Here is a 14,126-nt window from a genome sequence, read left to right as displayed (position 1 = left end):
CCGACGGGTCACCGTCGGCAGAGCACACCACCCTCACTCGGGCCGAGATCCGCCGGAGCGGCTGCGCACGATGGCGAAGGCCGCCGCGGCCAGGCCCAGCACACCCACGATCAACCCGGCGACACCGAGCTCACGGGCCGTCGAGTCGCTGCCGGCCACGGTCGAGTCGGAGCTGTCGGAGCCCTTCTGGGCCGCCGACGAGGTGGCCGAAGCACCGCTTCCCAGGTCCTGTGCGTCTTTGGCTGTGAGCTTGAGGACCGGCGCCGGGTTCTCCGGCTCCTCGTCACCCTTCGCCGCCTCCTCGATCCAGCGGACGGTCTTGCCGTCGGAGTACGTCTGGAGAGTCTTGAAGGTCAGCTGGTCCGTGTCCTCGGGAAGCTGGCCGAAGGCCACATCGAAGTCCTCGAAGTGCCCGGGGTCGATCTTGCCGCCGGTCCAGGTGATCTCGGACACCGCGTCCGTGATGGTGCCGTCGTCGGTCTTGACCGGTGTCTTGAGCTTCGTGTTCGTGACCTTGGCCGTCCAGCCGTCCCCTGGGGAGACGAGGACGCCGAGGACGGGGTGGTCGGTGGGCAGGAAGACCTGCACCTTGGTGGTGGAGGCGGTGTCCTCCTCATTGGGGACCCGGAAGGTCAGGACGCCGTCGGTGGCACCCTTGGCGTAGCTGTCGGGGTGGACGGTGACGTGCGCGGACGCGATGCCCGCGGCGGCCAGGACTCCAAAGGCGGCCAGGGCCGTGACGGTGCCGGCGCGGCGCAGCGTGGTGCGTACTCGGGACATGGGTGGGTCGATCTCCGTGACTGGAAGGAGTGTGCCGGGGTCAGCTCGGGTACCAGGTCCCGGCGGCGGACCGCGCCGCTGCACCGCGTGCCGCAGGAGGACACGCCGCACTCGCCACGGTTCCCCGCCGCGAGGCCGTCCAGCCTCCCCGGCGTCCGGCACGAATGGGCACCCGCCGCTCACCCGCCACCAGGCCACCAGGCCCGGAACCAGCACGGCGGTTCGGCGCAGCAGCGACCACAGCGCGGCCTCCCCGCACCGCAGCCACCATGTCAGCACGAGTGCCGCACCGGCATGAGCGGCGGTGGCGTGCGGGGTCAGGGCGTGAGTGGAGGACATATGCATGCCGTGCATGACCATCGTGGTGTGCGGCCCTGCGGCGCCGAACACGAGGTGCAGTCCGCCCTGGGCGGTGAGCGTCCCGCCACCGATGGCCGCGAGCGACCGCTCCCGGCCGCCCAGCAGATACCCGGCCGCGAAGACCGGCACGAGCCCAATGCCCTGCACCCACACGAGCGGTGCCACACCGGTCGCCAGCGTGTGCCCCCCGGCGGCGAGCAGCACGCACAGCGCGGCGAACACCGCCGCGCGCAGGCTCCGTACCGCCGGGGACGCACTCATGCCCCCGATGCTGCCATGCGGCCGAGGGACCTTCTCCCTCGCCTGGGCCGTGAGCACCACCAGTGCGCCCTGTCCGGCTCGGCCTGCCCTCCTCTCAGGAGTCGGATGCAGGCGCCGTCCGGTTCCCGGCTCTCGCGCAGAGGCCGCAGCGACGAAGAGGTCGCAAGCACGGCGTCCCTGCTCTTCGCCGACCCGGACAGGCGGCGTGAGGATGGATCACGCGTCGAGTGTCAGCCACCCGCTCCGAGACGGGCGGACCACCGCTGTTCCACCCTGGCCAGCCGCCAGTACGCCAGCGCCGCCGCCCAGACGACGACGAAGAGGCCGACGATGACATAGCCCACGTTGTCCAGGTCCAGCCCGGCGATCCAGCCGGTCACCGCGTCGCGCAGATCGAGCTTCTCGTGCAGCACCCCGACCAGTTCGATGGTGCCGATCAGGAAGGCGACGGCGATGGACAGGCCGGTGATGGTGAGGTTGTAGAAGACCTTGCGCACCGGGTTGGAGAACGCCCACTGGTAGGCGAAGTTCATGAAGGTGCCGTCGAGCGTGTCGAACAGGCTCATCCCTGCGGCGAACAGCAGCGGCAGGCACAGGATCGCGTACCACGGCAGCCCGGCCGCGGCACCGCTGCCCGCCATCACCATCAGGGTGACCTCGGTCGCGGTGTCGAAGCCGAGACCGAACAGGAAACCCAGGGGGAACATCTGCCCGGGCCGGGTGATCGACCTGGTGAAGCGGCCCAGGACACGGTTCATGAACCCGCGCGAGTCCAGGTGCTGTTCCAGAGCGGCCTCGTCGTACGTCCCCGATCGCATCGCCCGGAAGACCCGCAGAATGCCGGCGAGCGCCACGAGGTTGAGCGCCGCGATGAGGTAGAGGAAGGTCCCAGAGACAGTCGTGCCGACGACCCCGAGAGTCTGGTGGGTACGGGAGTCGTCGTTGAGCAGTGTGCCGGCGAGCTGTGCGCCTCCCGCGACCAGGGCCGCCATGGCGACCACCACGCTGGAGTGACCGAGCGCGAACCAGAAGCCGACCGACACCGGCCGCTTGCCGTCGGCCATCAGCTTGCGGGTGGTGTTGTCGATCGCGGCGATGTGATCGGCGTCGAACGCGTGCCGCATGCCCAGCGTGTACGCGGTCACCCCTAGGCCGAGCCCGAACGCCTTGGAACCGACCTCGTAGTGCCCCGGCACGACCAGCAGGAACAGGATGCCGAACGCCACGACGTGCAGCGCGGCGATCACCACCAGCAGCCCGGCGGTACGGACGGTGTCCTCGCGCCTCCAGCGAAAGTGTGTGGACTCGGTGGGCAGGGTCATACGATCACGCTCCAGCACCTCGTGGATCACCTCGTGAAGTGCCGTGGCCGGTCTCCTGGCTTACGGGTGCGTGCGTGTCCGTCCCGGCCTTCCCGTCCGCCGGGCGGCGAACAGTGACCGTGCACAACTGGGATGGATACTCCCCGATCACAGTGGCGAGGGCCGCTCCGGTCTGAACCCCGCGAAGGGCTGTCACCGGTCTTCCCGAACACCACGGCTTGCCCACCGTACGGGCCAACACGCACGGCTGCACAGCTGCGCCGCCACGCAGGTATCCAAGATCACATCGGGCCACACGAGAGGAGGTCCCCGTGTGCCTCGTTCCCGCCGAGCACTCCCACCACCGCCTCATCGACGGACACCGGATCTGCCATGTCATCGACACCATCGGCGAGCCCGGCCGCATCCTGCCCCCCTGGGCCGAGCGTTTCTCCCCGCTCTCCTGGCCTCTCCGCCCTCCCCTCTTCATGGCCCCGCGGCAGACAGGCCCCCTCGCCGTACGTCGGACCTGGCGATCGCGACCGGCATGAACGACTCCGCTGTGCCCCAGCCCGCAGGGCCGGTCCGAAACGGGAGCCGTCCCGCGAATCCCGGTCACCTCAATTTGTATGTAGTCGGGGCCGATGGCCGCTTGGTTCCCGGCCCTGGACCGATGGCGTGGTGAGGCGCGTCGTGCGCTGCAGGCGCCACGGAGAGACCGGGCGAGGCTGCTAGCTTCGCGCACCTGGTTCGAGGGCGATGCCGGGATCACCGGCGGGTGCGGAGGCGGCCGTGGCGAAGGCGAATGGAATTCCCGAGGAAGCGGCCGGTGTTCCTGTTCGGCGTCGCAGCCTGCTGACGTCGGCTGCACTGGCGGCGGGCCCACCGGTCTCGGTGGCCGCTTGCACTCACAGCCCCCGGCGTTCGGAGCCCGAACGGTACGCCCCACCGCAACACGGGACCGTGGCCCGCCTGGTCGCCGTCCCGGAGAAGAACCGCGGCGTCGACTGGCTCAGATCGGCCCTTCAGGTGGCCGTGGAAATCGAGTTCTCCACCATCCCGCCCTATCTGTGCGGCTGGTGGTCCATCAAGAACCGCAAGTGTGATGCCGCCCAGCTGATCCGGCGCATCGTCTCCGACGAGATGTACCACCTCGGCATCGTCTGCAATCTGCTGGTGGGGTTGGGAGGCCGCCCGCGGATCAGGGAGTCGGCACCGGTCTACCCGGGTCCGTTGCCGGGCGGGGTGCATCCAGGGGTCGACGTGTACCTGTCGGGCTTGACCAAGGCACTCGTGCGGGACGTGATGATGGCCATCGAGGCGCCTGCGGCGCCACTGACCGACAGCGCGCGTGAACCCCTCAGCATCGGCCACTTCTACGACGAACTGCTGAAGGCGTTCCGGGTGGTGGCACCCGATCTTTCCGTCGACCGGCAGATGCACGAACGCATCGGTGAGGACACACTCAGACCCGCCAAGACCCTGGAGGACATCGAGCGCTCGATCGAGATCATCAAGGACCAGGGGGAAGGCACCTCGGTCTCCCCGGCCGACGGCCTGGGCGACGGCCACATGGCGCACTACTACGCCTTCGCCGAGATCTACCACGGCCGGCAACTGCGTGAGACCGGCGGCAAGTGGCAGTTCACCGGAGCACCGGTCCCCTTCCCCGACACACGGCCCATGTCCATGGTCCCGACGGGCGGCTGGAGCCGGCCGCCCGCCGAGGCCCGGCGGCTCCTGGAAGACTTCGACAGCACGTACACCGCAGTTCTGGAAGCGCTCGACACGGCGTGGGGCGAAGGCGACCCCCACAGTCTCAGGACGGCTGTGCGGCGTATGCGCAGACTGGAGGCTCCTGCCGTGGACCTGATGGAGATGCCCATCACCGGCGCCAAGGAGACCTATGGCCCTCAGTTCCGCCCCCGCGGATGACCCACGCCGGTCGGGGAGTTCCCGTGCCGTGTCCTACGGATCGGCCATACGACGCGTATCGTGACTGCGTCCTTGCTCCGCGTCCTCGAAAGCGGCAAGCCAGAGTACGCCGGTGCCCGCGCCGGACACTGCGTCCCGTCGTAGCCGCTGCGCGCAGAAGCCCCGCCGGAGCCCGCGGTGAGTCCAGGAGGACCGGCGGACACTGAACGTTCCGCTGGCAGCGCGGTGCATCGTCCGCGGCGCGTTGTGGCTGTGCGTCATGTCAGCGATGTGGCACGTGCGTTACGTCTGTGCAGGGCCCTTGCGCTATTCCTCTAGAGGGCTCAATCCTTCGGCTGACGCACAGGAGATGTACGGGAAAGACGTGAGGAAGCCGGCCCCGGCCAGGTCGGCGCTGGCGTCGGTGGGGCGGTGTAGTCCGACGTGCGCAGCAGGGGTCACTTCCTCAGTTTGGCACGCCCCTGACAAGACAAGACTTCCAGGCTGCCTCACGGACGTGGCGGGCACGAGGCGCTCGTAACCGAGCCACGTGGGCGGCGCCCCGGCGAACATTTCCTGCCGGAAGCACCGGAAATCAAGGTCCCATGATCGGTCATGGACCTCCTGCGTCGTCGAGAGCGGTATCCGTTCCGGACGATCCCGCGAGGCAGCTGCCGGGGCGGGAAATGCCGTGGCTGCGACCACCGGCCGCCCCTGAGGTTCAGCGCCGCGCCACGGATTCGACGTACTGGTTTCGCCGGCACCGAGATCGGCGGTCAGTCCTTGACCGCGACGAGGACGTGACTGTCGCCGAACTGCCAGACCGGGGTGATCCGTTGAAGTCCCGCTTGCCGCAGCAGCTCGATATGGCGGGCCAGCGTCAGGCCGTTGTCGTTTCCGCCCTCATTGCCGTGCGCCGACTGCCGCTGCCCGCGCTCGGCGAACAGATCGGCCAGTTCGGGGTCCTGAGCCGCCGCTTTCCACCAGGTTTCCCAGTCCTCGTGCTCGAAGGCCCGCAGCCGTTCCGCCCGGCGGCGTCCCACATGTGCGGTGAGGTGCGAGCAGTGCGGGCCGCCCTGGGGGAAATGGTCGCCGTTGACGAAGGCGCCGTCGGGACGCAGGAGCGCCGCCAGACGTCGGTAGGTACGCACGAGGGTCGGCTCGGCGAGGTAGTGGAGGGCGGTGGTCGAGACGACCGCGTCCAGGGGGCGGTTCAGAACGAGGTCATGGGTCCATCCGTCGCTCCCGATCACCGTGTCCACGTAGCGGGCGGCGCCCGGGTGGTGCGTACGGCCCAGCTCCAGGAGCAGCGGGTCCATGTCCACGGCGACGATCTCCGCGTCCGGCAGGCGTTCGGCCAGCCGGGCGGACAGCGACCCGGGCCCGCAGCCCAGGTCGAGGAGGAGAGGTCTCGTCCGGCCTGCCGTGACGTGCTCCACCACATCGCAGATCACGGTGAACCGCTCCTCGCGATCGACGGCGTACCGCTCCTGCTGCCGCTCCCAGCGCTCCACCCACAGCCTGGCCGTCGCCATGCTCACGCCCATCCGTCGCGCCACCTCTGTCGTCTCGCACCACGCGTCTCGCGCCTCGCGCGTCACGCACCATCGCGGCGCCAACCTATAAGATGGAAACGGTTTCCATTGGCGTCTCGCTGGCATTCAGCCCAACGTCGCGAGCACGGCGAGCAACCGGTCGATTTCCTCTTCTGTGTTGTACACATGGACGCTGACCCGTACGGAACCCTCCGCCTTGTCCGCGCCCGCCTGGCACAGGCCATCGGCCCGGACCATGAAGCCGTGGCTGAACAGGATGAAGCCGAGGTCGTCGGAGGGGATGTCGCGGTGGCGGAAGGTGACGATGCCGTGGCGCCGCTGGGCGGTGGAGTCGGCGGCCAGGCTGTGTCTGCAGCCCAGGATCTCGTAGGGCGCGAGGTGTCGGAGTCCCTCGGTCAGGCGGGAGGTGAGGGCGACGCTCCAGCGGGCGATCCGGTCCGTGCCGGCCCCGTCCAGCCAGTCGAGCGCTGCCTCCAGGGCGGCGCAGCCCACGGTGTTCGGTGTGCCGTCCCAGCCGCCGGGACGGAGTACGGGTCCGCGTGCGTTCCTGGCCCAGATCGCCCCGGAGCCGGGCAGGGCGAGCGCCTTGTGTCCGGAGAAGACCATGAAGTCCACGTCGAGGTCGGTCACGGAGACCGGAAGGTGGCCGATGCTCTGCGCTGCGTCCAGGCAGATCGGTACGTCCGGGCCGACGGCCTCGCGGATGCGGTGCACGTTCATGTCGCCGCCGTAGACATGGTGGAGGTGGGTGGCGGCGACGAAGCGGGTGCGCGGGCCGACGTTCTGGGCCAGTGCCCTGTGGTCGTAGTCGCCGGACGCTTCCTGGTAGGGCAGTTCCCGCACGCGTACGGCCACGCCCCGGTCGGCCAGCGTCTGCTGCGCCTCCAGCCACGGGTCCAGGTTCGCTCGGTGGTCGGCGAAGGGGACGAGGATCTCGTCGCCGTCGGTGAGGTGGTCGGTGAGCCAGTCGCGGGCGACAATCCGCAGTCCTTCGGTGGTGCCGCTGGTGAGGTGGACGGCGGACGGTCCGTCCGGATCGTGATCGCCGAGGAACTCCTTGACGCGCCGGCGGGTGCGTTCCACCAGCTCCGTCGTGCGGTTGGCCCAGGGATAGGTGCCTCGTCCGGCGTTGGCGTTCGCCGTCGTCAGATAGGTCTGTACGGCGTCGAGCACGGCCCTCGGCTTCTGTGCGGTGGCCGCGCTGTCGAGGTAGGCCAGTTCCGGGTGCGCGGTGATGATGGGGAACTGCACCCGCAGGTCTCGCTGCCAGGCCGCCAGCTCCGCGATCTCCTCCAGGGGCATGGCGTCAGTCCCGTACCAGCGGAGCGCCTGCGTCGCGCCAGGCCACGATGCCGCCGGACAGGCTGCGGACATCGGGATGGCCCATGCGGGTCAGCAGCGCGGCGTAGCGGGTGGACTTCTCTCCGACCGGGCAGGCCAGCAGCACCGGCCGGTTCTTGCTGAAGGGGAGCCCGGTCCGGACGAGTTCATCGAAGAGCTCGTCGACGATGTTGACCGAGCCGTCGATGTGCAGTGCGGCGTAGGCGTGCGGGCCCCGCAGATCGACGACGAGCGGGGGGTGTTCGCTCGCGAGCCATCGCCGGGCGCCTTCGGTGTCGATGACGGTGGCCTCCGCGCGCACCTCGGCGTCGGTGAGGGTGTGGGCGGAGTTCTTCGGGGCCGGCCTGCCGAACAGCTCCGGCCGCCGCTGACGTACGTAGCTCAGATAGCTCTCGGCCCGGTCGCAGACGATGAAGACGGCCGTCCGGCGCTCCGTCGAGTCCGCGTCCACGGTATGGAGATGGCGTACGGCGCCGTGGTAGGCGGCGCCTCCCGTGGGTCCGGTGAGCAGGCCGCAGCGGCGGATCAGGGTGAGCATCCCGTCGAGTGCCTCGTCGGCGGTCACCGACGCGATCGTGTCGTAGGTGGCCGGGTCGAAGAGTCCGACCTGGTGGACCTCGTCGATGGTGCGGATGCCGGGGATGAAGTCCGACTTGTGGGCGACCAGGCCGACGACCTGCACGTCCGGGTCGTGCTCGCGCAGCACCCTGGCCACACCGGTGGACGAGCCTGCCGTGCCGACGCAGGCGATGAACCAGTCCGGTGCCCGGCCGTCCAGGTCCTTCACGATCTCCGGACCGGTACCCGCCACATGCGCCTCGGTGTTGCGCGGGTTGAAGTACTGGTCGGTGTGCAGATACGTGCTCTGCGGTTCGGCGAGCGCCTGGTGGAAGCGGGTCAGCGGGTCCTCGGTGTCGGTCGGGTCGAGGCACTCGCTCTGCCCGGGCAGTTCCTCGATCTCCGCGCCGAGCAGCAGAAGCAGCTCCTTGATTTCCGGCACCCGCATCCGGTTGGTGACGCTCTTGAACCGCAGGCCGTGCATGCCCGCGAGGAGGGCCAGTGCCTTCGCCGTGTTCCCGCTGGACAGCTCGACGACGGTCTCTCCGCGCTCGGCCGCGCCGGCCAGCCCCGGGCGTGCCATGTTCCAGGCGGAGCGGTCCTTGACCGAGCCGAAGGGGTTGAGCATCTCCAGCTTCGCGTACAGGTCGATGTGGCGCAGGCCGTGCACGGCGGGGTCGATGCGGACGAGCGGGGTGTTGCCGATGGCCTCCGTGATGCTGTCGTACCTCATGACACCGGTCCCCCCGGAGTTGTGATCGGCCAGTACTCCTCGTCCAGACACCAGCGCCACGAGCCGCCGTCCCGCAGGACGGCGACGGTGCGCGCGACGGGCTGCCGCTGCGCGGAGTGGGCGTGGAAGTCCATCGCGTAGCCCGCGGTGTTCGCGAAGGCCAGCAGGTCGCCGATGCGCGGCAGCCGGGGCAGGAAGACCGTCCGCCGGGTGATCAGGTCGCCCTCCAGACAGAGGTTGCCGACAAGATGGACACCGACAGGGCCCTCGCCCTCATCCCCGCCCTCCGTACGCGGGAGCAGTACGGGGTCCACCAGGACACCGTGTTCCTCCAGGCTCACGTCCCCGGCGTTGAGGCCGAGTCGCACCAGGTGGCCCCCGGAGCCCGTGCCCGCGCCCGCGGGGCGTACGTCGAGCACCCGTGCCAACGTGAGCCCGCACTGGTCGACAAGGGCACGCCCCGGTTCGGTGTACAGCTCATAGAGGTGTTCGAGGAGCAGGGTGCCCAGGGGGCGGCCCAGGGACGGTGCCGGCAGGGAGAGGAGTTCGTCGAGATAGCCGGGACCGGCCGACGGGCGATGGGCCGGATACAGCCCGAGGGCGCCGCGCAGCGTGCCGCCCTCGTTGCGCAAGCCGTAACCGTGGCCCTGCCAGGTCAGAGCGGGGCGGGTGCCCAGCACCGCGTTCGTCAGCTCGGTGGTGTAGCGCTCCCACTGGCCCGCGTCGGCGACATAGCCGACCCCGAAGCCGCCGCCGATGTCGATGACGCGTGGCGCGAACCCCATGGCGTGGCACTCGTCCATGACCATGACACAGCGCTCCAGGGCGAGGGCCTTCTCGGCGAGTCCGGTCGTGTCCAGGTGGTACGCGAAGCCGATCAGCTCCACGGCGTCCCGGTGCCGCTCGACCGTGTCCAGCAGCGCACTCACTTCTCCCGCCGGCGATCCGAAGCGGCTGCTCCGGGAGAGCACCTTCACCCCGGTCCCGGCGTCCGCCGAGACGAACTCGGACAGTCTCAGCAGGACTTCGACCCGGGGCAGCGCGTATTTCCGGACGAGATCGGCCAGTTGCCCCAGCTCGGCGCTCGAGTCGACGTTCACGGCCGCCCCGGCCCGGGCCGCCAGCCACAGGAACTCCGGGGTCTTGGGGCCGGTCGCCATGACTCTGCCGGGGGTGAATCCGGCGCCGAGGGCGTGCTGGAGTTCGCCGAGCGAGGCCACGTCGACGCCTACCTCGGCAGGATCGGTCGCTGCGAGTCGCCGCACGAAGGCACTGGAACGATTGGCCTTGTGCGCGAAGAACACCCGGCCCGTCAGGTGATGCTTGCGGTAGACGGAACGGAAGCGCTCGGCGTTCTCGGCGATGCGGTCGGGAAGCAGCACATTGAGCGGTGAACCAAGCGCGTCCACGAGCGAGTGCAGGAACAGCGGATCGTCCAGCAGGGATGCGAGGGGCGGCTCCAGCCGCGGCTGGAGATACAACGGCACAGCCACGCAGGGCCCCTCCCCCATGCACCGGCCGACGGCGACTCTCGGCGGTCGAGAGCCACCCCTGCCGGGCACCGACAGTTGTTGCACCGAACGTTCGAGGGTAGTCATTTCCTATTACAGGCTCCTTTAAGCCCAAGATCCGCCCAAGATGCTCGATTCCGAAGGCACTCATCTTCAGCGACACATGATTCCTCGTTCATATGGACATGGATGTCATTTTCACTTACGGTCATGGGGTACCGATGCGGCGAGCACAAGCTGGAGGTGATCTGCCGTGGGCGGCCGGACAACCCGGCAGCGGATGGCAGTCCTGCGGATACTCGCGGGCTGCCAGGACTTCGTGTCGGCCCAGGAGTTGCACGCCCTGCTGGTCGCCGGCACCCACACGATCGGCCTCACCACCGTCTACCGGGCGCTGCGTGAGCTGGAGGCATCCGGCGGTGCGGACGTCGTACGCGACGACGGCGGGGAACGGCTCTACCGGCAGCGGCCGGCCGACGGGCACCGCCACTACCTGATCTGCCGCTGCTGCGGCCGCAGTCGGCCCGTGGACTCCGAGGTCGTCGAGCAGTGGGCTGGACGCGTCGCCTCCGACACCGGCTTCGCCTCGGTGGAACACACCGTCGAACTCAGCGGCATCTGTGCCGACTGCCAACCCGCCACCCACGAAGGAGCACCACAGCCATGCCCCTGGGAGCCCGTACGCCCCGACAGCCGGAACCAAGCCCGCGACTGGGCGAGTTGAAGGAGACCGTGCGCACCCTGCTCGGTCTCGACGACGACACCGCCGTCATGATCCGGCAGCTCGCCTGCACCGAGCCGGGCTGCCCACCGCTGGAGACCGTCGTCGCCGTTCTCCCGATGGACGGCGCGGCCCGGCGCTGGACCCTGCGCCGCCCCGCAGACCAGATCACCGAGGACGACCTGCGGGCCGGCCTGCTCACCCCTGCCCCGGATGGAGCCTCCTCATGACCGCGCCCGAACCACAGGACCAGCGCGTCCCCGTCACCGTCCTGACCGGCTTCCTCGGCTCGGGCAAGACAACCCTCCTCAACCACATCCTCACCGAGCACCACGGCCTCAGGATCGCTGTCATCGAGAACGAGTTCGGCGAGGTCGGCATCGACGACGCGCTCGTCCTCGACGCCGAGGAGGAGATCTTCGAGATGAACAACGGATGCATCTGCTGCACCGTGCGGGGCGACCTCATCCGCATCCTGGGCGCGCTGATGCGCCGACGTGAGAAGTTCGACCACATCCTCATCGAAACCACCGGCCTCGCCGATCCCGCGCCCGTCGCGCAGACCTTCTTCATGGACGACGAGATCGCCTCTCAGCTGCGCCTGGACGCCATCGTCACCCTCGTCGACGCCGCCCACGTGCTCCAGCACCTCGACGAGGTCAAGCCCGAAGGGGTGGAGAACGAGGCCGTCGAGCAGATCGCGTTCGCCGACCGGATCGTGCTCAACAAGACCGATCTGGCGGACGAGTCGACCCTCGCCGAGGTCGTCTCACGCATCCGTGCCATCAACGGCGGCGTACGCGTCATCCCGGCCCGGCATGCCGAGCTGGACCTCCAGGAGGTTTTGGACGTGGGCGCGTTCGACCTGGAGCGGGTGCTCGCCGACGACCCGTCCTTCCTCACCGAGACCGAGCACCAGCACGACACCACCGTCACCTCGGTCGGCATCGACCTGCCCGGCGAGCTCGACGAGGACCGGCTCAACCGCTGGCTCGGCACTCTGCTGCGTACGAAGGGTGTCGATCTCTTCCGGTCCAAGGGCGTCCTCGCCATCGCGGGCGCGCCGAAGCAGTACGTGTTCCAGGGCGTGCACATGCTGCTGGACGGGGAGTTCGGGCGGGACTGGCGCGACGGTGAGGAGCGGCGCAACCGGCTCGTCTTCATCGGCCGCAACCTCGACCGGGATGTGCTGGAGCGCGGCTTCGCCGAGTGCCTGGCCACGGCGGGAGCCGCCGCGTGAGCACCGCTGTGGAAGCACCGCCCCTCTGGGACATCACCGTCGACGACGCGCCGGTCGCGCTGAGCGCGCGCGGCGACCTGGTGGCCGTGGCCGGCGCCGAGGGCACCGTCCGGGTGCTGGACGCCGCCATGGGTGCCGAAGTCGGGGCCCTCGAATTGCCCGGAGGCGCCCTGAGCGTCGAACTGTCCCCGGATGCCGGGCACTTGGCCGCCGTGGGGCCGATGGGGTACGCGCTATGGCGGCGCGCGGACGGCCGTACGACGGTCCGCGAGTCCGGCGCCTGGGCGGCTGCCGCCGCCTGGGCGGACGCCGGGCGCGTCGCGGTCGCCTCCGGCCGTCGCGCACTCGTACTCAACGCGGACGGCAGCGAGTTGTGGCGTACGGAGCCCGCCGTGTCCACCGTCACCGATGTGGCCTGGATGCGGCAGGGCCGACGCCTGGCCGTGGCCGCCTATGGCGCCGTGCGCTGCCACGAACGGCACACGGGGACGCCCGTGGCGACCTATCCGTATGTCGGCTCGCATCTCGCGCTGGCCGTCGCGCCCACCGGCCGGTGGATCTGCAGCGGCAACCAGGACGCCTCCATCCACATCTGGCGCACCCGGGACGGCAGCGAACTGACCATGTCCGGCTACCCGGAGAAGGTCTCCCACCTCGCCTTCGACATGACCGGCTTCTGGCTGGCCGCCGACGGCGCGCCGGACGTGACCGTGTGGGACTTCTCCGGCAAGGGACCCGAGGGCACGGCACCCCGCTCGCTGCGCTGCCACGAGACGGTCACCGCGCTCGCCTGGCGGCCGGGCGCGGCCGGACACCTCGCCAGCGGCGGCGCCGACGGGACGGTGGCGCTGTGGCACGCCACGACCGGGCGCCCCCAAGCGCGCCTGCGCCCGGCGCGCGAGCTGGACGGTGACGGCACGGCTCTGGCCGCACTCGTCTGGGCCGGTCCGCATCTGCTGGTCACCGCCCTGCGTGACGGCCACGTCCGAACGTACAGCGTGCCCTCCCGGAACACCCTGTGAACCGCTCCGTGATCCGGGCCGCGCACCGACCGTGCACCCTCGTCGTGTGCCGTGGCTGCTGCTGCGGCAACCCGCGCAAGTACCCCGGCACCGACCACGCCTGGCAGCTCGACCGGCTGCGGGCCGGTGCCGTCAACTCGGGTGGCCGGTTCGCCGTGCGTACGACGGACTGCCTGGGCCCCTGCGACCAGGCGAACGTCATCGTCGTCCAGCCCTCCACCACCGGGCGGCAGGCCGGGGCCCGCGCCGTGTGGGTCGGCTTCGCGATGGACGACGACTGCACGGACGACCTGCTGCGCTGGGCGGCCGAGGGCGGGCCGGGCGTCGCCGAGCCGTCGGCCGCCCTGGCGTTGCAGGTCATCCGCCCGCCGCGCGAGGCCCGGGCCCGTGCACGCCGGTGACGGGCGGTCCTTGTCCGTGGACACGGACGGTGGTCGTAGGCTCGGTCCCACGCTCGCCGACGGAACGGACGACGGCGGCCGCGACATCCTCGCGGCCGCCCGGCTCGGCGAAGGCACCGCCGCCTCCGTCGCCGCCACCCTCCAGGCCCTGGCCACACCCTCCCGGCTGCTGATCCTCACCACCCTGCGGCACGCCTCGTACCCGGTCGGCGAACTCGCCGCCGCCGTCGGCATGGAGCAGTCCGCCGTCTCCCACCAACTGCGCCTGCTGCGCGCTCTCGGCCTGGTCACGGGACGGCGAGAGGGCCGCCGCGTCGTCTACAGCCTCTACGACGACCACGTAGCCCAGCTCCTCGACCAGGCCGTCCACCACATCGAGCATCTGCGTCTCGGGGTGCGCGACATCGGCTGAGCCAGGGTCTCGCTT

The 14,126-nt window shown here is 70.1% G+C and carries 14 protein-coding genes and 1 riboswitch; of the genes, 8 read left to right on the top strand and 6 right to left on the bottom strand.

Going from position 1 to position 14,126, the window contains the following annotated elements:
- Positions 1 to 33 precede the first annotated feature (33 nt).
- Complete coding sequence (locus tag ABZ656_RS11925) at positions 34 to 780, bottom strand: YcnI family protein (RefSeq protein ID WP_360267105.1); 747 nt, start codon at positions 778 to 780, stop codon at positions 34 to 36.
- An 851-nt stretch (positions 781 to 1,631) separates the two neighbouring features.
- Complete coding sequence (locus ABZ656_RS11920; protein WP_360267001.1) at positions 1,632 to 2,723, bottom strand: HoxN/HupN/NixA family nickel/cobalt transporter; 1,092 nt, start codon at positions 2,721 to 2,723, stop codon at positions 1,632 to 1,634.
- Between the two features lie 27 nt (positions 2,724 to 2,750).
- A riboswitch (cobalamin riboswitch) is annotated at positions 2,751 to 2,954 on the bottom strand.
- A gap of 80 nt (positions 2,955 to 3,034) precedes the next feature.
- Here ABZ656_RS11920 and ABZ656_RS11915 point away from each other — a divergent pair.
- Complete coding sequence (locus ABZ656_RS11915; protein WP_360266998.1) at positions 3,035 to 3,253, top strand: hypothetical protein; 219 nt, start codon at positions 3,035 to 3,037, stop codon at positions 3,251 to 3,253.
- Between the two features lie 412 nt (positions 3,254 to 3,665).
- Entirely contained in the window at positions 3,666 to 4,637 is a 972-nt protein-coding gene (locus ABZ656_RS11910) for a ferritin-like protein (RefSeq protein WP_360266995.1), read from the top strand.
- A 755-nt stretch (positions 4,638 to 5,392) separates the two neighbouring features.
- On the opposite strand, the gene ABZ656_RS11905 is transcribed toward ABZ656_RS11910, so the two are convergent.
- The 4 genes from ABZ656_RS11905 to ABZ656_RS11890 all read right to left on the bottom strand — a co-directional run bounded on the left by ABZ656_RS11905 (position 5,393) and on the right by ABZ656_RS11890 (position 10,315).
- Positions 5,393 to 6,163 carry a class I SAM-dependent methyltransferase gene (locus ABZ656_RS11905; protein WP_360266992.1) on the bottom strand — a complete coding sequence of 257 codons (771 nt, stop codon included), beginning with the start codon at positions 6,161 to 6,163 and terminating at the stop codon, positions 5,393 to 5,395.
- Between the two features lie 114 nt (positions 6,164 to 6,277).
- The gene (locus ABZ656_RS11900) at positions 6,278 to 7,474 is read right to left on the bottom strand and encodes an aminotransferase class V-fold PLP-dependent enzyme (RefSeq protein WP_360266989.1); all 1,197 of its coding nucleotides are present in this window, start codon (positions 7,472 to 7,474) and stop codon (positions 6,278 to 6,280) included.
- A 4-nt stretch (positions 7,475 to 7,478) separates the two neighbouring features.
- The gene (locus ABZ656_RS11895) at positions 7,479 to 8,804 is read right to left on the bottom strand and encodes a pyridoxal-phosphate dependent enzyme (RefSeq protein WP_360266986.1); all 1,326 of its coding nucleotides are present in this window, start codon (positions 8,802 to 8,804) and stop codon (positions 7,479 to 7,481) included.
- Complete coding sequence (locus ABZ656_RS11890; RefSeq protein ID WP_360267102.1) at positions 8,801 to 10,315, bottom strand: Y4yA family PLP-dependent enzyme; 1,515 nt, start codon at positions 10,313 to 10,315, stop codon at positions 8,801 to 8,803. Before ABZ656_RS11890 ends, ABZ656_RS11895 begins: the two co-directional genes overlap by 4 nt.
- A gap of 253 nt (positions 10,316 to 10,568) precedes the next feature.
- Here ABZ656_RS11890 and ABZ656_RS11885 point away from each other — a divergent pair, with 253 nt between their 5' ends.
- The 6 genes from ABZ656_RS11885 (at position 10,569) to ABZ656_RS11860 (ending at position 14,111) form a co-directional block, all read left to right on the top strand.
- Positions 10,569 to 11,039, top strand: a complete 471-nt coding sequence (locus ABZ656_RS11885; protein ID WP_360266983.1) for a Fur family transcriptional regulator — start codon at positions 10,569 to 10,571, stop codon at positions 11,037 to 11,039.
- An 8-nt stretch (positions 11,040 to 11,047) separates the two neighbouring features.
- On the top strand, positions 11,048 to 11,266 hold the full coding sequence (locus ABZ656_RS11880; RefSeq protein ID WP_360266980.1) for a hypothetical protein: 219 nt from the start codon (positions 11,048 to 11,050) through the stop codon (positions 11,264 to 11,266).
- Entirely contained in the window at positions 11,263 to 12,276 is a 1,014-nt protein-coding gene (locus tag ABZ656_RS11875; RefSeq protein WP_360266977.1) for a GTP-binding protein, read from the top strand. The genes ABZ656_RS11880 and ABZ656_RS11875 overlap by 4 nt, the downstream gene beginning before the upstream one ends.
- On the top strand, positions 12,273 to 13,298 hold the full coding sequence (locus ABZ656_RS11870) for a hypothetical protein (RefSeq protein ID WP_360266974.1): 1,026 nt from the start codon (positions 12,273 to 12,275) through the stop codon (positions 13,296 to 13,298). Before ABZ656_RS11875 ends, ABZ656_RS11870 begins: the two co-directional genes overlap by 4 nt.
- Positions 13,295 to 13,699, top strand: a complete 405-nt coding sequence (locus tag ABZ656_RS11865) for a (2Fe-2S) ferredoxin domain-containing protein (RefSeq protein WP_360266971.1) — start codon at positions 13,295 to 13,297, stop codon at positions 13,697 to 13,699. The genes ABZ656_RS11870 and ABZ656_RS11865 overlap by 4 nt, the downstream gene beginning before the upstream one ends.
- 85 nt (positions 13,700 to 13,784) lie before the next feature.
- Positions 13,785 to 14,111: a metalloregulator ArsR/SmtB family transcription factor gene (locus ABZ656_RS11860; protein ID WP_360267099.1), complete on the top strand. Its 327-nt coding sequence runs from the start codon at positions 13,785 to 13,787 to the stop codon at positions 14,109 to 14,111.
- Positions 14,112 to 14,126: the final 15 nt, after the last annotated feature.

It is taken from the genome of Streptomyces sp. NPDC007095 (assembly GCF_040634475.1).
Taxonomy (GTDB): Bacteria; Actinomycetota; Actinomycetes; order Streptomycetales; family Streptomycetaceae; genus Streptomyces.
This window is presented reverse-complemented; position numbering and strand designations above follow the sequence as displayed.